At 43.2% G+C, this 20893-nt stretch carries 19 protein-coding genes, 4 tRNA genes and 1 pseudogene; 13 read left to right on the forward strand and 11 right to left on the reverse strand.

From position 1 onward, the window contains the following. Positions 1–64: 64 nt before the first annotated feature. The 6 genes and pseudogenes from D7V92_RS20510 to porQ all read right to left on the reverse strand — a co-directional run. Positions 65–850, reverse strand: a pseudogene (locus D7V92_RS20510) (hypothetical protein); the annotation flags it as partial. 3 nt (positions 851–853) lie between these two features. Continuing rightward, positions 854–2605, reverse strand: a complete 1752-nt coding sequence (locus D7V92_RS20515; protein WP_121773672.1) for a DUF6057 family protein — start codon at positions 2603–2605, stop codon at positions 854–856. A gap of 81 nt (positions 2606–2686) precedes the next feature. Continuing rightward, positions 2687–3667: a 6-phosphofructokinase gene (gene pfkA / locus D7V92_RS20520; protein WP_005858904.1), complete on the reverse strand. Its 981-nt coding sequence runs from the start codon at positions 3665–3667 to the stop codon at positions 2687–2689. A 97-nt stretch (positions 3668–3764) separates the two neighbouring features. After that, on the reverse strand, positions 3765–4637 hold the full coding sequence (locus D7V92_RS20525) for a 4-hydroxy-3-methylbut-2-enyl diphosphate reductase (RefSeq protein WP_005867938.1): 873 nt from the start codon (positions 4635–4637) through the stop codon (positions 3765–3767). A gap of 184 nt (positions 4638–4821) precedes the next feature. Continuing rightward, entirely contained in the window at positions 4822–5511 is a 690-nt protein-coding gene (gene cmk, locus D7V92_RS20530) for a (d)CMP kinase (protein ID WP_057327887.1), read from the reverse strand. A 20-nt stretch (positions 5512–5531) separates the two neighbouring features. Continuing rightward, a complete protein-coding gene (gene porQ / locus D7V92_RS20535; RefSeq protein WP_022193218.1) occupies positions 5532–6542 on the reverse strand; it encodes a type IX secretion system protein PorQ in 1011 nt (336 codons plus the stop codon). 207 nt (positions 6543–6749) lie between these two features. On the opposite strand from porQ, the gene D7V92_RS20540 reads away from it, so the two are divergent. The 8 genes from D7V92_RS20540 to D7V92_RS20575 all read left to right on the forward strand — a co-directional run bounded on the left by D7V92_RS20540 (position 6750) and on the right by D7V92_RS20575 (position 11921). After that, positions 6750–7442, forward strand: a complete 693-nt coding sequence (locus tag D7V92_RS20540) for an energy transducer TonB (protein ID WP_005858914.1) — start codon at positions 6750–6752, stop codon at positions 7440–7442. Between the two features lie 80 nt (positions 7443–7522). Next, a complete protein-coding gene (locus tag D7V92_RS20545; protein ID WP_121773673.1) occupies positions 7523–8497 on the forward strand; it encodes a polyprenyl synthetase family protein in 975 nt (324 codons plus the stop codon). Between the two features lie 3 nt (positions 8498–8500). Continuing rightward, positions 8501–9286 (forward strand): TatD family hydrolase, encoded by a 786-nt coding sequence (locus tag D7V92_RS20550; RefSeq protein WP_008772635.1) that lies wholly within the window; start codon positions 8501–8503, stop codon positions 9284–9286. A 147-nt stretch (positions 9287–9433) separates the two neighbouring features. Next, positions 9434–9521, forward strand: a tRNA-Ser gene (locus D7V92_RS20555). A gap of 80 nt (positions 9522–9601) precedes the next feature. Beyond that, complete coding sequence (locus D7V92_RS20560) at positions 9602–10345, forward strand: MotA/TolQ/ExbB proton channel family protein (protein WP_008772636.1); 744 nt, start codon at positions 9602–9604, stop codon at positions 10343–10345. Between the two features lie 9 nt (positions 10346–10354). Beyond that, positions 10355–10828, forward strand: a complete 474-nt coding sequence (locus tag D7V92_RS20565) for a hypothetical protein (RefSeq protein ID WP_005858922.1) — start codon at positions 10355–10357, stop codon at positions 10826–10828. Positions 10829–10860: 32 nt separating this feature from the next. Then, complete coding sequence (locus D7V92_RS20570; RefSeq protein WP_121773674.1) at positions 10861–11451, forward strand: biopolymer transporter ExbD; 591 nt, start codon at positions 10861–10863, stop codon at positions 11449–11451. Further along, entirely contained in the window at positions 11451–11921 is a 471-nt protein-coding gene (locus tag D7V92_RS20575) for a biopolymer transporter ExbD (RefSeq protein ID WP_005858926.1), read from the forward strand. Before D7V92_RS20570 ends, D7V92_RS20575 begins: the two co-directional genes overlap by 1 nt. Positions 11922–11973: 52 nt before the next feature. Here the strand turns inward: D7V92_RS20575 and D7V92_RS20580 are convergent, their stop codons facing one another. Next, positions 11974–12522, reverse strand: a complete 549-nt coding sequence (locus D7V92_RS20580) for a GNAT family N-acetyltransferase (RefSeq protein WP_036618215.1) — start codon at positions 12520–12522, stop codon at positions 11974–11976. 144 nt (positions 12523–12666) lie between these two features. Here D7V92_RS20580 and D7V92_RS20585 point away from each other — a divergent pair, with 144 nt between their 5' ends. Beyond that, on the forward strand, positions 12667–13137 hold the full coding sequence (locus D7V92_RS20585; protein WP_005858930.1) for an Lrp/AsnC family transcriptional regulator: 471 nt from the start codon (positions 12667–12669) through the stop codon (positions 13135–13137). An 83-nt stretch (positions 13138–13220) separates the two neighbouring features. Here D7V92_RS20585 and asnS read toward each other — a convergent pair whose 3' ends face one another. Genes asnS through purB form a run of 3 tightly spaced genes read right to left on the reverse strand, consistent with a single transcriptional unit; the run spans position 13221 to position 17532 of the window. Further along, positions 13221–14627 (reverse strand): asparagine--tRNA ligase, encoded by a 1407-nt coding sequence (gene asnS, locus D7V92_RS20590; RefSeq protein ID WP_121773675.1) that lies wholly within the window; start codon positions 14625–14627, stop codon positions 13221–13223. Between the two features lie 14 nt (positions 14628–14641). Then, the gene (locus D7V92_RS20595; protein ID WP_034531552.1) at positions 14642–16129 is read right to left on the reverse strand and encodes a pseudouridine synthase; all 1488 of its coding nucleotides are present in this window, start codon (positions 16127–16129) and stop codon (positions 14642–14644) included. 59 nt (positions 16130–16188) lie between these two features. Continuing rightward, a complete protein-coding gene (gene purB, locus D7V92_RS20600; RefSeq protein WP_005858936.1) occupies positions 16189–17532 on the reverse strand; it encodes an adenylosuccinate lyase in 1344 nt (447 codons plus the stop codon). Between the two features lie 236 nt (positions 17533–17768). Between purB and D7V92_RS20605 the strand changes: the two genes are divergently transcribed. From D7V92_RS20605 to D7V92_RS20620, 4 genes are all read left to right on the forward strand, one after another. Beyond that, a tRNA-Val gene (locus tag D7V92_RS20605) sits at positions 17769–17843 on the forward strand. 33 nt (positions 17844–17876) lie between these two features. Then, positions 17877–17951, forward strand: a tRNA-Val gene (locus tag D7V92_RS20610). Positions 17952–17983: 32 nt separating this feature from the next. Next, positions 17984–18058, forward strand: a tRNA-Val gene (locus D7V92_RS20615). A 144-nt stretch (positions 18059–18202) separates the two neighbouring features. Then, positions 18203–19651 carry a lipopolysaccharide biosynthesis protein gene (locus D7V92_RS20620; RefSeq protein ID WP_227806108.1) on the forward strand — a complete coding sequence of 483 codons (1449 nt, stop codon included), beginning with the start codon at positions 18203–18205 and terminating at the stop codon, positions 19649–19651. 24 nt (positions 19652–19675) lie between these two features. Here the strand turns inward: D7V92_RS20620 and D7V92_RS20625 are convergent. After that, positions 19676–20893: hypothetical protein (locus D7V92_RS20625; protein ID WP_370036664.1), on the reverse strand; the 1218-nt coding region annotated here is incomplete at its 5' end.

A 20893-nucleotide genomic window follows, 5' to 3' on the forward strand; every position in this document is an offset into this window, starting at 1 on the left:
TCAACATTCAGATATTCAACAGGTTTTCAAAAATATTCCAATCAACATCTATTTAGCTTATTCAAATACCCCCCACAGAGTCGAATACCTCCACCCGATTCCTATCGTTCATATGAAACGCTTGCTTGGTTTTATTCACAGAGAAAGCGACATATTTTCCGGAAGGATGCCAAGAAGGATAGACTAGCGGAGAAAGGGTCTGATCGGTCTTCGTATTCAGCTTCTCCACCCTATCTCCATCGATCAATAAGGTACAAGAGTAGGTCTCACGCATATGGAAAAGCATTTTCTCCGGATTCTGCATACAGAAAGAATGGCAGTTCATACAGTTATTGCCGCTCATCTTATTTTCGATGATCGCGTTCTCCGTATAATTTTCCAAGTTACGTTGATAGATACCCATACGGTTCCACAGCTCATAGCCCGGTTCGATTAAACGATAAGCCAACCAACCATCGACCGGCTCCTTCGCCACCTTGATGATGAAGGGGGCATACGCGATCCATTCATCATTCACGAAGGCTTGTACGGTTACATTCAGATGATTCCCGGAAGCGGCACGCAACAGCCTTTTCCAACCGGAGGCCGGGATCACAAAACAAGCGTCTTTCCCGGTCTTGATCTCTAATTTCTCCGGGCCACATTCGAGAATGGCACGGGCCTCAGCGCAAGCGTCTTTCAGCTTAAAATTCAAGGGAGCTATATTCGGCGGGATTGTCACATCCACATAATCCGGAAAGATCTCCGGCTTGACTTCCAGATTCTTCTGTATACGTACCGGACCGGAACAAGCCATCAAGCCCAGAATCATCCACAGACATATACATCTTATTATATACATTTTTCTCATCTCCTATTTAAACATATAATAATACCAATACGTATCGCCATAAGAGCGATACATCAAACCGGGTAGCGCATTACTATTATTCCGCCCAGCGAGCACTTGCCTCTTATAATCGGTGAATCGCCCTACGATAGATTCCGAGACACCGAAACGTTTCCAGTAATCCGGATCTTTCTCCGATAGGATGATGACCGCCTCTTGAAAAGAGACCGGTAAAGAAGGGAGTAAATCCGTTCCGTAATAGGTTTCCACCAACGTCTTAAAGCGCGTCACATCTTTTGCTAAAAGATAGAATACGCCGGCATAGTGGAAAGCGGCTTTATTGGAAGGATTCTGCTCCGCCAAGCGAATCAAGTCCGTGTCGAATCCATCCATCTGGATCAGATGATTCTCAGCTAGCAGGTTCCTGCGCATATTCCCCAATAGAGGATCTGTCTCGACCGCCTCATCATTATACAGGAATTTCCGCTGCGCTTTGGCCCAATCCTTATAATAGAAAGTATTCTCTAAGACAGCGATATATTTCTCCGCGACCGGATAGGCTCCATAAATCAAGTTCGTTTGCACCAAACGTTGCGTCATGCGGGGATTTCCATCACATAAAGCGCCGATATTACTCTCGAAAGCCATCTCTTGAGCCGCGGCGACATTTCCCATCGTAAAATAAACATCACTCAGCAAGGCGGATATGGTAGTCGATTTATTCCATGCCACCATTAATCCACGAGGCCCGTGCTGCGTGTACTTAAACGCCTCATCCGCCAGAATACCTTTCCGGGCCAAAGCCATATTTTGGTAACATAAATAGAGTTGATTAGTGGTCGGTTCCTTGCATGATACCAAGATCCGGTCCCATTGCTCTGTCCGGGTAAAATAGTCCATCATCTTCAAGCGGTATGATTTCTGTTCGCCATATAGATCGAAGCCTTTCCAGAAGATAAGCCCTAAGATAATGAATTGGGAGATTCCCAGCGCTAGACGCTTTTTACCAGCCCATGATTCCTTGTTTTTACAGAGGCAGGTTACAACCAGCGCCGCATAGAAAGCGATCCATGAGAAATAAATTACCTTATCCGGCACCAAACGGAAATAATAATAACTATCCGGTAAAAAGACAAAGCGGTATTCTCCGATCACCGAGTAACGCACACATAATTCACCCAAGATCAACACGATCATCGGTAAAATCACGGAATAATACCAACGGGGCGTCCGGCTCATGGCCTCGTATCCCATCATGGACAAGGCAAACAACAAAGAGACCGGCCCGGCCAACCCAAAGAGTAACAGGGAGGCAAACAGACTTGCTATCAAACGAGGTATGAAATTCCTTATCCCTAAAACGAGATATAAAGCAAGCAGCATCATACCGAAGGCTACCGTTCCTTGAAACCTGTAATTAAAATCCCATTGCACAAACAACAAGGATAGGACGGGAAGCCAAGCCCATAAAATACCATGGCTTCGCGGATCGATCCGCCTCAAGATCGCCCAGAACAAGGCCCCTAGGCTTGTCAGCAGGGCCGCCGTTATCATAGCTCCCACATTCGGGATAATGAAGAACTGCACCAAACAACCAGAAAGAACCATCGCTAAACCTCCCGGTTGCATTAACTTATCGATAATAAAAATGGGAGTCAACTGGAATAACTGGTTCTGCTCGACACAGTAAAAGTGGTACTCACTGAATATCCTCAAGAAGATAAACAGAAAGACAAATACGATTACATTCAAGGCCACGCCGCTATACTTCTTCATGATATCAGGTTCTTCAAATAAAAACCCGGATGTACGCGATCGCTACATCCGGGTTCCTATTCGTATAAATATATGCCTTATTTAGATTGAAGAAACACGGAGCGTGTTCAACAAATCCCGGTTAATAGGCTTATCATTCTTGATCGCTTTAGAGAACGGTACATAGACGATCTGGTCGTTCTGGATACCCATCATCACGTTACGCTGGTCATCCAACAAGGCATCGATCGCGGCCACACCCATACGAGTCGCCAAGATCCGGTCTTGTGCCGTAGGAGAACCACCACGCTGCAAGTGACCTAAAATAGAGACACGCACGTCGAACTGCGGATATTCCTTCTTCACACGCTCAGCGACACCCATAGCGCCACCGGTTACCTCACTTTCGGCAACCAATACGATACTACTGTTCTTGGACTTACGGAATCCATTCTCGATCATCTCGGCCAATTGGTCTTTCTCCAAGGAGATTTCCGGGATAATAGCGGCTTCGGCGCCAGAAGCGATCGCTCCGTTCAACGCCAAGAAACCGGCGTCGCGTCCCATAACCTCCACAAAAAATAGACGATCATGCGAGGTAGCCGTATCACGGATCTTATCCACGCATTCCATGATCGTGTTCAAGGCTGTATCATAACCGATCGTCGTATCCGTGCCATACAAGTCATTATCAATCGTACCCGGCAATCCTACGATCGGGAAATTAAACTCCTGAGCGAAAATACGCGCTCCCGTCAACGTTCCGTCACCACCGATAGCGATCAAGGCATCGATCCCATGCTCTTGCAACTTATCATAGGCCTGTTTTCGTCCCTCGGGAGTCTTGAACTCCACGCAACGGGCGGTCTTAAGAATTGTTCCACCGCGTTGAATTATATTACTGACATTTTGTGTCTTAAACTCTTCAATCTCATCTAGGATCAACCCTTTGTAACCACGGTAAATACCTTTCACTCTCATTCCGTTATAAATAGCGGAACGTGTTACCGCACGAATAGCGGCATTCATTCCCGGGGCATCACCTCCGGACGTTAAAATACCAACACACTTTACTGTAGACATAGCGTCATTGATTTTAATGTTCTCCGGCAAAAGTAGTAAATATTTAGTTATCCTTCTGTCTTTCTCCCGGAAAGTTCACGTAATCTTAATCAAAATATCATTCCGAAGCGTTCAATTCCTTGATCCGGACCGCTACTTCCTCCATCAACCACTTGGGAGTGGATGTAGCACCGCAAACCCCGACCCGGCGCACGCCCTCGGGCAAAGGCTCGGTAATCTCTGATACCTCGGAAATAAAGAGCGTATTCGGGTTCGCTTTCCGGCACTCCTCGAACAGCATCTTTCCGTTGGAACTTTTACGACCGGCCACAAAATAGACCCAATCGTGGCTAGAGGCGAACGCTTTTATATTCGGAAGACGATTCGCCACCTGACGACAAATCGTATCGTAATAATTAAACTCCACCCCTTCCGCCATCCGCTGCTTGATCTCCGCCACTACCGCCTTGAATCCATCCAAGGACTTCGTGGTTTGGGAAAACAGACTGATCGCACGGGTAAAGTCCAGACGATCGAGGTCTTCTATTTTCTCGATGACAATCGCCGTGCCCTCCGTCTGCCCCACCAAGCCATTCACCTCCGCATGGCCTTTCTTCCCATAGATAACCAACTGGGTGTTATTCGCCCGGGTCTCTTGATAACATTTATGGATCTTGCGCTGCAAACGCAAGACAACCGGGCAAGTAGCGTCTATAATCGTGATATTGTTTCGCTTCGCCAAAGAATAGGTAGAAGGTGGCTCGCCATGCGCCCGGAGCAACACCTTCCGGTCTCTCAACTTTGAAAGGCCATCATGATCGATCGTATGCAGCCCCATATGCTCCAACCGCTCCACCTCCAAACTGTTATGAACGATATCGCCTAGGCAATACAGCGTATCCGTATTACCCAGCTCCCGCTCCGCGCTTTCTATGGCGGTTACAACCCCAAAGCAGAATCCGGAATCTTTATCTATCTCGACTTCTATCATATCTATAATATCATTAACAAACAAGCACTTACAGTTTTCTTAATTTTCAATCACAAGAAACTAAAGTTTCTTCATAACAAAACTAGAGTTTTCCCTAAGAGAAACTTTTGTTTCCTAGTAACGAAACTATAGTTTTCATTCCAAGAGACAAAAGTTTTCTTTATAGGAAACTCCAAGCACTTGTTTATGAACCGATCGCTTTATGATATTGTTCCAGCAACCAAGCCTTTTGCTCGTCCAAGGTCATATGGGAATTATCCAGCACCAAGGCATCATCCGCCTGTCTCAAAGGACTTTCCTCCCGGGTTGAATCTATATAATCCCGCTTCTTCACATTCTCCAGCACTTCCTCGTAAGAAGCGGGGATCCCCTTCGCCTCCAGCTCATCGACCCGGCGCTTGGCACGTACCTCCGGCGAGGCCGTCACGAAAAGCTTCAACTCCGCATCCGGGAATACGACCGTACCGATATCACGGCCATCCATCACGATGCCTTTCGCCTTCCCCATCTCTTGTTGCTTAGCGACCAACGCACGGCGCACAAAGCCTAGAGTGGCTATCGGACTCACTTTATCCGCCACTTCCATGCCACGGATCTCTTTCTCTACATTCACACCGTTCAAATAGGTATCTGGCCGGCCGGTCTCCGCGTTCAAACGAAATGAAATATCGATATCATGGATAGAAGCCTTCAGCTCTTCCTCCTTAATCTTCTCTCCCTCAAAAAATCCATGCTGGATGCAATACAAAGTCACGGCCCGATACATGGCACCCGTATCGATATACGTATATCCGATCTCCTTGGCAAGATCTTTTGCCATGGTACTTTTGCCACTGGAAGAGTGGCCGTCTATAGCGATAACTATTTTCTTCATATATATATTAATGTATAGGTTTATTCTGTCACCTTCTTAAAATCGGCCAAGGTCGTAGATACGCTAATCATCATCGACATGGCGGACGGATGATATTTCGCCAGCGAGAAGCCCACGTCAAACATCTTGATCCTTACGCCTGCGCCAGCCGAGAAGCCGGAGAAACTTCCCCCGCCTTTCAACTTCATATCCATATTGACCTTCGGATTGAATCCTACGCCCACCCAAAAGTTCTCGGACGGGATAAAATCCACGCCGATGATAAAATGCTTCGCCAACGTCTTAACAAAAGAATCCCCTTCATACTCTTTATCCGTATTATCGATATAATCGAACTTCCAACGGTTCAAGTATTGGGCCGTCAAAGAAAAACGAATCGGGGCATGCGCCATTTTCTGCGTGATACCCATCTGGATATCCCAAGGCATCTTTTGTCGCTCATCCTCGTAAGCTTTCAGTTGCGCACCGATATTCTTCAAGGCGAAACCAAAGGAAAAGCCCTTATCCGAATTATAATAACTCAATCCCGCATCCACGCATAAACCGATAGAGGTATAATCAGCCAGCCCCGAATACAAGAACTTCAACGACAATCCACCCCGCCAACGCTCGCTCAAGTCGCGGGAGTAGAAACCATTCACGCTGATATCTTTCGCCGAAAGACTCGCTCCGGTCACGACATTATCCGGCAACACCTCCTGGATATCGCCATAGCTTATAAACGTAGCGCCTACACCCCAAGCCCCTTTCTCGCCATGCGCTTTCGTGAACAAGGCACTTCCTACGTTGATATCCGAGATGTAATTCATATAATTCAAGTTGATCATCCCATCCATCTCCGCGCCTAGCAACGCCGGATTATGGAAAATAAGTGAAGGATCTCTTTCTACCAACGCCACGGTATGCCCACCCAAGGCGTTAGCCCGGGTCGAGGTAGGAAAACGTAAGAAAGTATACGCCTCGCTCCCGTTTTGCGCTGAGACAGACAGTGTAACAACAAATAAAATCAGTATAAATAGTTTATTTCTCATATTTTCATGCAAAAAATCGTTCAAAGATACATTAATTCGGAAAAATGTTTTTACTTTACACCCGCAAATCTCAGAAATACGGATTTCACATTAACAGAAACGGGAAAAATGCCAAAAAGGTATATAATCGCTCTCATTTTTGTTTGATATATGAAATAATTTGTATTTTTGCAGAAGTGAAAAACACTTATAAATTATTATAAACGTATGGAAATTAAAAAATCACCGAAAGCGGACCTTGAGAGAGGTAAGTCTCTAAGTATCCTGATGGGATTCGTAGTGGGCTTAGCTGTCTTGTTCGTGGGCTTCGAATGGAGCACCCGCGATGTAATGGTCGTTCAGGCTAGCGAGGGTGTAGCAGACATCATCGCCGAGGAAGAAGTGGAAATCACGAGACCGGAGAATACGCCTCCTCCACCTCCACCACCTCCAGCACCAGTTGTAACCGAGGTTTTGAACGTTGTTGAAGATGACGTTGAATTGGAACAGCAAGATATCTTATCATCAGAGGATAATCAGCAAGAGGCTCAAACAGCCGTTTATACACCGCCTGCAGTAGTAGAGGAAGAAGAAGAATCCGCTCAGCAGATCTTTACGGTTGTAGAAGAAATGCCGAAGTTCCCGGGTGGAGACGCAGAATTGCTGAAGTTTATCGCTAAATCAATCAAGTATCCGGTAATCGCACAGGAAAATGGTATCCAAGGTCGTGTAATCTGCGCATTCGTGGTCAACCGAGACGGATCAGTAGTAGACGCTGAGGTATTACGTGGTGTAGACCCGTCATTGGATAAAGAGGCTCTTCGTGTGATCGGTACCATGCCTAAATGGACTCCGGGTAAGCAGAGAGGTAAACCAGTACGTGTTAAGTATACTGTGCCTATCACGTTCAGATTGCAATAGTATAACATTAAACATATCAAAAAGGCTGCTTCATTTTCGCAGCCTTTTTTTATTTCATAACTCCATTAATTGATACAGCTATGTTAGCATTCGAGAATATACTTCAAAGAATAGAGAGCGAGATCTCTCAACTACAATTCACCAATCCTCCCAAGAGCTTATACGAGCCGATAGAGTACATCTTGTCCCTCGGAGGGAAAAGAATACGTCCGGCGTTAACGTTGATGGCATGTAATATATATAATAATAGTATAGAGAATGCGATCAAGCCCGCTTTAGGTCTGGAAGTTTTCCATAACTTCACCTTGCTGCACGACGACCTGATGGATGAAGCTGATAAAAGAAGGAACAAACCTACCGTACACAAGGTATGGAATCCCAATACGGCGATTCTTTCCGGAGACGCGATGCTAATAGCGGCTTATCAATTAATCGGATCAACGGAACACGGCCACCTCAAACAAGTGTTGGATTTATTTACGCAAACCGCGGCGGAAATATGTGGCGGCCAACAATTCGACATGGAATTCGAGTCTCGCATGGATGTAAGCGAGGAAGAATACATCGAGATGATCCGGCTAAAGACAGCCGTACTACTGGCCTGCTCCCTTAAGACGGGTGCCCTACTCGGAGGTGCCTCACAGGAAGACGCAAGCAACTTATATGCGTTTGGTATCAATATAGGTCTAGCGTTTCAACTGCAAGATGATTTACTAGATGTATATGGTGACACCGCCACTTTCGGGAAAAACATTGGCGGCGATATCCTTTGCAACAAGAAAACATTCTTATTGATCAACGCTCTCAGACTGGCCAATAAAGAACAAGTGGAAACTCTCCGTAGCTGGATGGATAAAAAAGAATTCGACCCGGCTCAAAAGATACAGGCATTCACCTCTATCTACAACGAATTGCAGCTAAAACAATTAACAGAAAATAAAATCCAAGCCTATTACGACGCATCCGTGGAGAACTTTAACGCTTTACAAGTCGCTCCCGAAAAATTAACGATCCTAAAAGAGGTTTGTGATCATTTAATGCATAGACAATCCTAATCCATGAGGTTAATAGACACACATTGCCATTTATATCTGGAGGATTTCGATCCGGAGCAAGACGAACTGGCTCAAAAAGCAAAAGACTCAGGTATCGACACCCTGCTTCTGCCAAACGTAGACCTGACGACGATTGACAGAATGCACGATTTATGCGATCGATACCCAGAGTTCGCTTTCCCCATGATGGGATTGCACCCGACCAGTGTGGATAGCAACTATATCGATATCCTAAAACAAACGGAATCCTACCTATCTAAACGTACCTATTGCGGTATCGGTGAAATCGGGATCGATCTATATTGGGATAAGACTTATTTGAAGGAGCAACAAATCGTTTTCGAGGAACAACTGCGTTGGAGCATCGATCTGAACCTGCCCGTAGCCATCCATACCCGCGACGCATATCCGGAAGTTCTGGAATGCATACATAAAGTCGGAGCGGAAAGACTTAAGGGCGTATTTCATAGTTTTACCGGCACAACGGAAGAGCTGGAAGAAATAAAGAAACTTCCCACCTTCAAGATCGGGATAAACGGAGTTGTTACCTTTAAAAATTCAAAACTGTCCGAAGTCATCCGGCAAACGGATCTTGAAAAGATACTCTTGGAAACAGATGCCCCCTATCTTTCACCAGTCCCCTACAGAGGTAGACGGAATGAGCCTACTTACATATGGAAGACGGCCGAGAAAGTGGCGGAAACATTCGGCCTCACGCTAGAGGAAACCGTAAACGCTACTCGAAAAAACACATTAGAATTGTTTAAAAGCGTAAATAAACCCATCTAGACACTTTTTTTCGAATGAAGTCAAAATTTATTTCGTGGATATTGTGTATATGTCAAGCAAAAACTATAGATTTGTGCACTGAAAAGATTGCATATGGGAATTTTTTCGTATTTTGCGGTCGTTTTAGAAGAAGCTAGGCGAATAATTGGAGAGATGCTCGAGTGGTTGAAGAGGCACGCCTGGAAAGCGTGTAAACCCCTAAAGGGTTTCGCGGGTTCGAATCCCGCTCTCTCCGCGGTGGAGAATACCATGAATTAATTAACAATAAAATAAAAACAAATAAGAGAATTATTAATCTTAAAAATTAAACACACAATGAAAAAGTTATTTGCAAAAGCATTCTTGGGTTTATGTGCCCTTGGAACTTCTACCGTAGCATTCGCGCAGGACGCTGCAGACGCAGCTACAGCTGTTGAAGGAGGTATGTATCAAGCATTAAAAACAAAGTTTATCGAAGGTGGTGCCGACTTCATGAGTTTGGTTGCTATCGCTTTGATTTTCGGTTTGGCTTTCTGCTTAGAGAGAATTATCTACTTGAACTTAGCTGAAACAAATTCCAGCAAATTGTTGAAGGGTATCGAAGATGCTTTAGACAAAGGTGATGTTGAAGGCGCTAAAGCTATCGCTCGTGACACAAGAGGCCCTATCGCTTCTATCGCTTACCAAGGATTGATGAGAATTGACCAAGGTATCGACGTTGTAGAAAAATCTATCGTTTCTTATGGTGGTGTTCAAGGAGGTCTTTTGGAAAAGAATATGTCTTGGATCACATTGTTTATCGCAATGGCTCCGTCTTTAGGATTCTTGGGTACTGTAGTAGGTATGATCATGGCGTTCGATAAAATCGAGCAAGTTGGTGATATCAGCCCGACGGTTGTAGCAGGTGGTATGAAAGTGGCCTTGATTACTACTGTAGGTGGTTTGATCGTTGCTTTGATCCTTCAGGTATTCTATAACTATTTGTTAAGCAAATTGGAGGCTATCTTGAATCAAATGGAAGATGCTTCTATCTCTTTGCTTGACTTGGTTATCAAATACAACGTCAAATTCAAAAAATAAGAACGAATTATGGCAGTTACTAAAATAAGAAAAATATCCAGTTGGACTTTACTGATAAGTTCTATTATCAGTATTATTGTTCTGGGTATGTTTTATGCGGGTGGAGTCGTTGACCCTGCCGCTGAAATGAAAGAGCCCATCTATACCGGGTTATTGATTAACTGGACTTCTGTATTGTTCTTCGTGACAATCATCAGTACAATGTTGTTTGCCGTTTGGCAATTTTTGACGTTGTTGAAGACAAACGCTAAATCAGCGATTATGTCTTTGGTTGTATTAGTTTGCTTCGTTGCCGTTTTGTTCATCACTTACACGATGGGTGACGCAACTCCTTTAACAGGTTTGAACGCAGACTCTCAAGTTTACAACACTCCGGGTTGGTTAAAGATCACAGATATGTGGATCATGTCTACAATCGTACTTTTGGTTCTGATCGTAGCATGTGTAGTTTGGGGTTCTGTAAAGAGAATCATGGGTAAATAATAGTAATAACGAACTGATAAAACAAGAAAGAAATGGGTAAGAAAAGAAAGACACCGGGTATCAATGGTTCTTCTTCGGCCGATATCGCTTTCATGTTGCTTATCTTCTTCCTTATTACTACATCAATGGATACAGATAAAGGTTTGGCAAGACGTTTGCCGTCCCCTGTACCTAAAGATCAGAAGAACGATACCGATGTTGACATCAAAAAGAGAAACTTGTTGGTTGTATTGATCAACAGTAATAACCAGATTCTCTGCGGTGATCAATTTGTCGATATCAAGCAATTGAAAGAGAGAATCAAAGAGTTCATTGATAATCCTTATAATGACGAACATAAGCCTGAGCGTGTAGAGGCTGATGTTCCATTCTTCGGAAAGATGATGGTAACGAAGAACCACGTAATTTCTTTACAGAATGACCGTGGTACCGAATACCAAGCTTATATCGATGTGCAGAATGAAATTGCGGCTGCTTATAACGAATTGAGAAATAAGGTTTCTAAGGAAAAATTCGGGAAGAATTTCGCTGATTTGGACGAAGAACAACAAAAAGCTGTACAGCAGATTTATCCGCAAAAGATATCAGAAGCTGAACCTAAAAATTATGGAGGTAAAAAGTAATGGGAAAGTTTAGTAAAGCGGGCGGTCGTGAAATGCCCGAATTGAATACATCATCATTACCTGACTTGGTGTTCGCTTTCTTGTTCTTCATCATGATGGTAACATCTATGCGTGAGGTAACATTGAAAGTAGAGTTCCATGCTCCACAAGCTACGGAGCTTCAAAAATTGGAGAAGAAATCTTTGGTAACATTTATCTATGTCGGTAAGCCGACTAGAGATTTGAGAGCGAAGATGGGTTCTGAAACTCGTATCCAGTTAAATGACGCTTTTGCGGAAACTTCGGAAATTCAGGATTATATCGCACAGGAAAAGTCCAGTATGAAGGAAGAGGACCAGCCGTTTATGACAGTTTCTATCAAGGCAGATAAAGAGACCAAGATGGGAACAATTACAGACATCAAGCAGGCTCTTCGTGAAGCATACGCATTAAAGATTAGTTATTCTGCCGCTCAACGTGTCGACGAATAATGATCTACAAATAGAATATCTAAAAAAGGCGGGAAATAGAATCCCGCCTTTTTTATTTCACCCCATAGACATTTTGGTGAATAATGGTCTTAACTCGCTCAAAAGATCGCTCCAGATCAAGCTCCCCATGAGTCATCAAACGCATTTCTAAAAATGCCTCTCCCTTACGATAGGGAGGTTGGAAATATACATGGTGATCCAAGACAAACCCCAGACGTTCATAAAAACCGATTCTACGTTTACTCATCTCCTCTGTCGGCATCTCTACCTCTAAGACAACCGGATCTTCGTGGAGAGCTAAAAAACTTGTCATTGCTTTCGCTCCGATTCCTCCGTTACGAGCGGACTCGTCGATTGCGAAATGCTCCGCATAAACAAAGCCCTCAAATTGCCATCCCGTAATGAAACCCACATAAATACCATCCCGTAGCAAGGCATACATCTCGAAACGGCTATCTTCCTCCAAAAGCTTACGTACCAAAGAGAAATCACGACGCTCTTCCTCGGGGAAAGAACTAGTATATGTTTTCTCTACTAGATCCAATAAAGGATCGGCTATCTCCCGGACAGGCTTACTAATTATTACATGATCTTCGCTCATAAAAAAAATACTTAATAATTGAATAAAGAATGCTTACAAAATCAAAATAATCTACCATAATCTTTAGGTGATTATAAGATTATCATTATATTTGTATTAAATATGAAAGATATAATCTAACAGTAATACAAATATACTGAATATATGGCACATCATCAACTAGATGAACTGGACGAGAAGATACTTAAACTAATCATCGGCAATGCGCGTATGCCATTTTTGGAAGTAGCGAGGGAATGTAACGTATCCGGAGCGGCTATTCATCAACGCATACAAAAGCTGACTAATTTAGGGGTTATCAAAGGTTCAGAATTCATCGTGGATAACACAAAAGTTGGGTATGAAACTTGCGCATATATGGGGTTATTCCTAAAGTCTCCCGGACAATTTCCAAGCGTTACCGAAGCGCTGTTGCAGATACCGGAAGTCGTGGAATGCCATTATACAACGGGGCAATACGACCTGTTTATAAAAATATACGCAAAGAACAACCAGCATTTGCTAAGCATCATCCACAACAAGCTTCAACCATTGGGCTTGGCTCGCACCGAATCGCTTATATCCTTTAAGGAGGCATTCAAAAGGCAAATTCCTATTGATCTGGACGACGATTAAACAAAGGAAGCTATATAAGAAAAGGGTCCGTAATCCGGTTGAAACCGGTTACGAACCCTTTTTATCATGATCACTAAGCGCTATTAGAACTCAGCGTTATTCGGTGTACGCGGGAAAGGTATCACGTCACGGATATTTCCCATACCCGTAACGAACAACAAAAGACGCTCAAAGCCCAAACCGAAACCAGAGTGAGGCACCGTACCAAAACGGCGAGTATCTAAGTACCACCACATATCCTTCATCGGGATGCCCAATTCGTCAATACGACTCATTAGCTTATCATAGTCAGCCTCACGCTCGGAACCGCCGATGATCTCTCCGATCTTCGGGAATAATACGTCCATCGCACGTACCGTCTTTCCATCCTCGTTTTGCTTCATATAAAAAGCCTTGATCTCTTTCGGGTAATCCGTTAAAATTACAGGACGTTTGAAGTGATCCTCCACTAAGAAACGTTCGTGCTCGGAAGCCAAATCTACACCCCAATAAACAGGGAACTCAAATTTATGTCCTTTAGCGACAGCCTCTTCCAATATCTTGATTCCTTCAGTGTACGGCAAGCGAACGAATGAGTCTTTCAAGACCCCTTCCAGACGAGCGATCAATTCCTTATCGAACATATCGTTCAAGAACTTGATATCCTCCATACAGTTATCCAACGCCCATTGTACGCAATATTTAATGAACTCCTCGGCCAACTCCATATTGTCCGTGATATCATTAAAAGCGACTTCCGGCTCAATCATCCAGAATTCCGCCAAATGACGAGGCGTATTTGAGTTCTCCGCACGGAACGTAGGGCCAAACGTATAAATCTGTCCCAAGGCTGTAGCTGCCAACTCACCCTCCAACTGTCCGGAAACCGTCAAGCTAGCCTGCTTACCGAAGAAGTCGTCCTCATAAATGATAGAGCCGTTCTCATCCTTTTTCAAGTCGTACAAATTCTTGGTAGTAACTTGGAACATCTGTCCGGCACCCTCACAGTCGGAAGCCGTGATGATCGGCGTATGGAAATAGAAAAAGCCTCTATCATGGAAAAACTTATGGATAGCGTAAGCCATATTATGACGAATACGGAATACCGCTCCAAATGTATTCGTACGAGGACGCAAATGAGCGATCTCACGCAAAAACTCCATGGAGTGTCCTTTTTTCTGCAATGGATAAGTAACTGGATCAGCCGTACCGAAGATCTCAATCTCGGTAGCCTGTATCTCCACATTTTGCCCCTTACCTTGGGATTGTGTCAAGATACCATTTACGCTGATACTAGCTCCCGTGGTAATCGGTTTCAAGAACTCATCACCCAATTTATCTACATCCACAACGATCTGAACATTATTGATTGTAGAACCGTCATTCAAGGCGATAAAATTCACCTGTTTGCTACCACGGCGGGTGCGAACCCATCCTTTCACGTTCACGGTAGTACCGAAAGCGTCGCTTTTCAGCACGTCTACAATTTTTGTTCGTTTAATTGTTTCCATCTGTATCGTTTTTTTTATTCGAAAGCTCCCATCCTAAGAGCGTTCACTTCCCTTTCATTTAAGTAACGCCATTTACCGCGGCCTAAGTTCTTCTTAGTCAAACCGGCGAAATAAACACGATCCAATTTCGTCACATGATATCCCAACGATTCGAAAATACGGCGCACGATACGGTTACGGCCGGAATGGATCTCGATACCCACTTGGCTCTTATCGTCCTCGCTAGCATAGCTGATAGCGTCCGCATGGATCTCCCCATCCTCAAGCTCAAGGCCGTTAGCGATTTTCTCCATATCCTCGATAGCCACGTTCTTATCCAACCACACATGGTAGATCTTCTTCTTCTTGAAAGATGGGTGAGTCAATTTAGAAGCTAAATCACCATCGTTCGTCAACAACAAGACTCCTGTCGTATTTCGGTCCAAACGGCCTACCGGATAAATACGTTCTTGGCAAGCGTTCTTCACCAAATCCATCACCGTCAGGCGTTCTTGAGGATCATCAGAAGTCGTTACGCAATTCTTCGGCTTGTTTAATACAATATATACTTTGCTCTCGATCTGAACCGGCTTCTCGTTAAATGTAACAACATCTTGACGAGTAATCTTAGTACCCAATTCCGTTACCACGACATCGTTTACCTTAACAGCTCCTTTCTGGATAAACTCATCAGCCTCACGACGAGAACAAACACCAGCGTTAGATAAGAATTTGTTCAAACGAATCGGTTCGTTTGGATCCGCCAAGACTTCCTTATACTTGATCTGTTTCGGACGAACGTTGTATCCCTGCGATCTTTGGAAGCCACCTCCTCCACCGGGACGGCGATTATTATTGTAAGAAGGACGGCGATTATTTCCATATCCACCACCCCCTTGACGATTACCGCCATAAGAGTTATCGTTACCATACGAACGTCTGGGTGCGTAACCGTCCCCGCCGCTTGAACGTGAATCATTGTAATCAACCCGGGTATCACCTACTCTAGGTCTTCTTTTCTTCATACCATCCGCAGACATTCCCTCTCCGGAAGGACTAGCGGAATAAGCCTTTGCCGGTCCATCATAATTAGGACGAGACGGACGATTGTATTGCCCTCCTCCATTCCCATATGACGGGCGGTTATTTCCATAAGACGAGCGGCCGCTGTTGTAGCCACCTTCACGGTTGTTGCCATAAGACGGGCGATTATTTCCATACCCACCTTCGCGATTGTTGCCATAAGATGGACGACTATTACCATAGCCCCCCTCACGGTTGTTGCCATACCCGCCTTCACGGTTATTATCGTAAGAACGCGGACGGCTCGGACGATCCCCGTATGAAGGACGGTTATTTTCTCCATAAGACCGATACGGTCTACGTTCATAGCTACCCTCAGGTCTATTATACCCCTGATTGTAAGGTCTTCTTTCACCTTCTTGGTCTGTGTTTTCCCGTCTGATACTTGGTATCACTTTTTTTGGACGCGGTTGAGATTCATCTCTTTCTTCTGTACTCATTTGTTATAAATTAAACAATGGTTAAAAACTTGGTAGCCTCACGGCTACCTGTATTATCACTAAATTCCTGTATAATTATGAGGCGTTATAGCCCTTAATTCATCTTTAATCCGGTCGCTAACATTCAAGGTTTCGATAAACTCCTTGATAGATTGCTCCGTAACAGTCTGGTTCGTACGTGTCAAAGCTTTTAATGCCTCGTAAGGCTTCGGATAACCCTCACGGCGTAAGACCGTCTGTATACCCTCGGCTACCACAGCCCAGCAATTATTCAAATCCCTACTTAGGGCGTTCTCGTTCAATAACAATTTACCCAAGCCTTTTGTTAAGCTCTTGAAGGCAATTTCTATATGTGCCAAAGGCACGCCTACGTTTCTCAACACGGTAGAATCCGTCAAGTCTCTTTGTAAACGAGATACCGGCAATTTCGTAGCCAAATGCTCTAAAATAGCGTTAGCGATCCCTAGATTACCCTCAGCGTTCTCGAAATCAATCGGGTTCACCTTATGTGGCATAGCAGACGAACCGATCTCACCCGCCTTGATCTTTTGCTTGAAATACTCCATGGAGATATATTGCCAGAAGTCACGATTCAAGTCGATCAAGATCGTATTGATACGCTTCAAGCCATCGAAGATCGCTGCCAGATTATCATAATTAGAGATCTGGGTAGTCCACTCCTCACGCTTCAAGCCTAACACCTCACTAACGAACTTGTTACCGAATGCCCTCCAATCATATTCCGGATACGCTACATGATGCGCATTGAAGTTTCCTGTAGCCCCACCGAATTTAGCGGAGATAGGAACGGCCTTTAACAATGCCAACTGTTGCTCCAAACGGTAAACAAAAACCATCACCTCCTTACCCAAACGAGTCGGAGATGCCGGTTGCCCATGTGTCTTAGCCAACATCGGGATATCCATCCATTCCTCGGCGTATTTTTTCAAGGCGCCGATCACCTCTTCCAAACCCGGATAATACACCTCTTGCAAAGCGTCCTTGATCGATAAAGGCACAGATGTGTTATTAATATCCTGAGAAGTCAATCCAAAATGAATAAACTCGTGGTATTTCTCCGCAAGGAAATGATTTGTTTTTTCCTTAATAAAGTACTCCACCGCTTTCACATCGTGGTTTGTCACGCTCTCGATCTCCTTCACTCGTAAAGCGTCCTCCTCCGTAAACTCCTGATAAATCTTCCGGAGCCCCTTTTTTACTTCCGCCGCATTTAACTCGCTTAATTGCGGAAGAAACTCAGATAGAGTAATAAAATACTCGATCTCAACTCGCACCCTATACTTGATAAGTGCGTATTCTGAAAAATAAGCCGCCAGATTCTCAGCCTTATTCCTGTATCGCCCATCCACGGGCGAAATAGCAGTCAGTGTCGATAATACCATATACATTATTAATATAGAGTCGCAAAGTTAAGTCTTTTCCATTGAATAATAAGGTAAGCAATCGTTATTTTTAACTAAATGCCCCGTTTTTAGGACCATCAGACACTTACGTAGCCATATCCAAACAAAATTCATATTCATCCACATTTTTTCGTCAAAAAGTTTGGTGGTAATAAAAAAAGCCGTATCTTTGCAGCGCTTTAGAGAGATAAAGCGAACGAAAAAATAAGTTTAAAGGGCGTTTAGCTCAGCTGGTTCAGAGCATCTGCCTTACAAGCAGAGGGTCGGCGGTTCGAATCCGTCAACGCCCACCTTTAAATTTATTATTTCACCGAAAGATTTTCGGGCGTTTAGCTCAGCTGGTTCAGAGCATCTGCCTTACAAGCAGAGGGTCGGCGGTTCGAATCCGTCAACGCCCACTTTTAATTTATTATTATACCGAAAGAACTTCGGGCGTTTAGCTCAGCTGGTTCAGAGCATCTGCCTTACAAGCAGAGGGTCGGCGGTTCGAATCCGTCAACGCCCACGAAAATTAATTTCTCTTAAATATTTTTCTACAATATATCATTATATAGCTAACCTACAAAATTCATTGTAAAATTATCAGTGTCTAATGCAATCTAAGATTTTGAAAAAATGCGATAATCGTACTATTCAAGTTCTATTGCTGATGTTGGCGAACTTAATATCACATAGTACCGGATTAATAACATCCATAGTATTCAGTCATCTTATGCCACAAAATGAATATGGTACATACCGCCAAGTTATTTATGTTTATTCGATTTTACTTATTGTCTTTTCCCTTGGATTGCCCAAAGCTTATTCCTATTTCCTAGCCCGTGTCCCTATTGAGGAAGGTTTAAATATTATAAAAAGACTAAACTCGCTATTCCTTGGAATATCTGCTATCGTTTCTTGTATTTTACTGTTTGGAGCTTATCAAATAGCGGATTTATTAAAAAATCCGTCGCTAACTTACAACCTCATGTATTTCTCAATAACTCCCATGTTACTAATGCCTGTTATGGGGGTAGAGAGTATTCTTACAGTATATGGTATGTCAAGAATCGTAATTATATATGTTGCCATCAGCCGTACATTTATGATTGTATGTACCATACTACCCGTTATACTTATAAACGCCACTGCATCTAGTGCCATTATAGGCTTTGTCATATCAGCTATTATCACTTGCCTAACCGGGCTTATATTAATTACCATACCGTTCAGAGGCGTTAAGCCAAGAAAGTCTCAAATACCTATGAATGAAATATTTAGATTTATAAAACCTATATCCACCGCTAGTTTATATGGCTTTATAATCAGTTCCGCCAGCCAGTTTTTCATAAGCAGATATTTCGGGGTAAAAGACTTCGCAGCATTTAGCAACGGATACCGCGAATTACCATTTGCAGGAATGCTCATTAGCGCTACAGCGACTATCCTGCTTCCGGAATTCTCAAAGATGTCGAACCACGGCATCAACAAGCATGAATTTATAAAGTTATGGAAATCCGTAACCTACAAATCCTCAGCAATTATTTACCCATTATCAATATTTTGTTTCATTTTCGCAGAAGAGATCATAAACCTCTTATATGGAGAAAAATACCTGCAATCGATAACTTTATTCAGAATCGCTACCATTATTAATTTAATACGCATCGTCCCTTATTCTCCTATCATGCTAGCACTGGGGAAAGGCAAAGCATTTTCTGACACACATTTGATCACCGCAATACTGCTTGTCAGCTTAAATCTATTGTGTGTAAACTTTTTCCCTTCCACGATAGGTATCGCAATTGTTACTACGTTCAGCACTCTTTTTTGCTTAATAATTCTTATCCTAATTATAGCTCGTTCGCTGGAGACTACGATCGTTAAATTCATGCCTTGGGTAAAGATGCTAAAAATGCTATTCGCAGCCATCCTCTCATGTATCACGACAAGGATGGCTATTTCTTCAATAAGCACGACACATATTTATACTCTCTTGGCTCTTGAATTCGGCATATATCTTCCGCTTTACATCTTCATTTCCAATTTATTGGGTGTTAATTATCAAAAGGTATTAAAACCGATAATATCAAGGAACAAGAAAAAAGAACAATTCTGATAAACATCTGTCGATAAATATTTATCAATCTAAAACAGTATATATTCCTGCTTCATTAGCAAGATAATCAAGAAGTATCTTACATTGATTCTTCCGTGTATATCGACGAATCTTTTCCCAGTTGCGTGGCAATACCTCCTTGTTTTTCCATATAGAATAACATCGCAGTATCATTTTCTTTATACCCTCAATATCAGCATTGTCCACCGTAAAACCAGCTTTAGTGTCATCCAGTAACCGGGCTACTACATCTTCGGGATCACAAAGAGCCAATATCGGTTTATTGGTAGCGAGATAATCGAACAGTTTGCCCGTATACACTCCTTTTCTTCCTGTAGAATGAATCACGACAAGCGTATCCACATCCAACGACATCTGAATGGCTTCTGAATGAGCCACAGATTCTATCTGCAAGACATTAGGAATGATATCCTCGGGAACATCCAGTTTCAAAAGATTTCCAATGATTTTTATCTGACAATCTGAAGGTAGCTTTTCTTCATTTATAAGTTCAGAGAAAGCCTTAAACCAATTAGCGGGACTTGCCCCTCCGTAAAAACGACCGATAAACGCCATGGTAAATTGAGGTTGGAAAAGAACATCGTGTATCTCTTCATAATCATAGCCATTCTTGATTTCCAAGAAATGATCATGCTTACAATAACATTTAAAATCGCTAAGCAAAGGTTGGGATACCGATAATACCAAATCCGATGAATTCACGATCTTACGCTCATATGCTATAAGAAGCCTAGCCTGATTACGGGGTATATAAAGATGCTTTGACATCTCGTCACGCATATCAGCTATCCAATAAAACCTGTACCCGTTTCTTCGCAATCTAAATGCGACCATGTGAGGAGCCAATGGACCAAATGAGCTTAAAACTACATCAAAAGAGTTTGCCTCACACAACGAAACAGCTTTGTTATAAGCTTTAAAACGCCACATAAACTTACTATCAGCAGTAACACGACACAACAAACCATTCACGATTCGTCTCGGCACCCACCTCTTTCCCGCTTTTACACAACGAGCCATATAAGAATATGTAATCAAAGGATTCTTAACATAATTAATCTCACATCCATGCCATAATTTAGTCTCGTCAACTTCTCCCTCTGTCACTACCGTAACCGAATGTCCTGCCAACTGAAAGTATTTAGCGAAAGCTTCTATTCGAAACGCCGCTATTACGTTATTTGGATAAAACCAATTACTGATAATAAGCACTCTCATTAT

Origin of the sequence: Parabacteroides sp. CH2-D42-20 (genome assembly GCF_003670185.1) — a bacterium.
Lineage (GTDB): Bacteria > Bacteroidota > Bacteroidia > Bacteroidales > Tannerellaceae > Parabacteroides > Parabacteroides distasonis.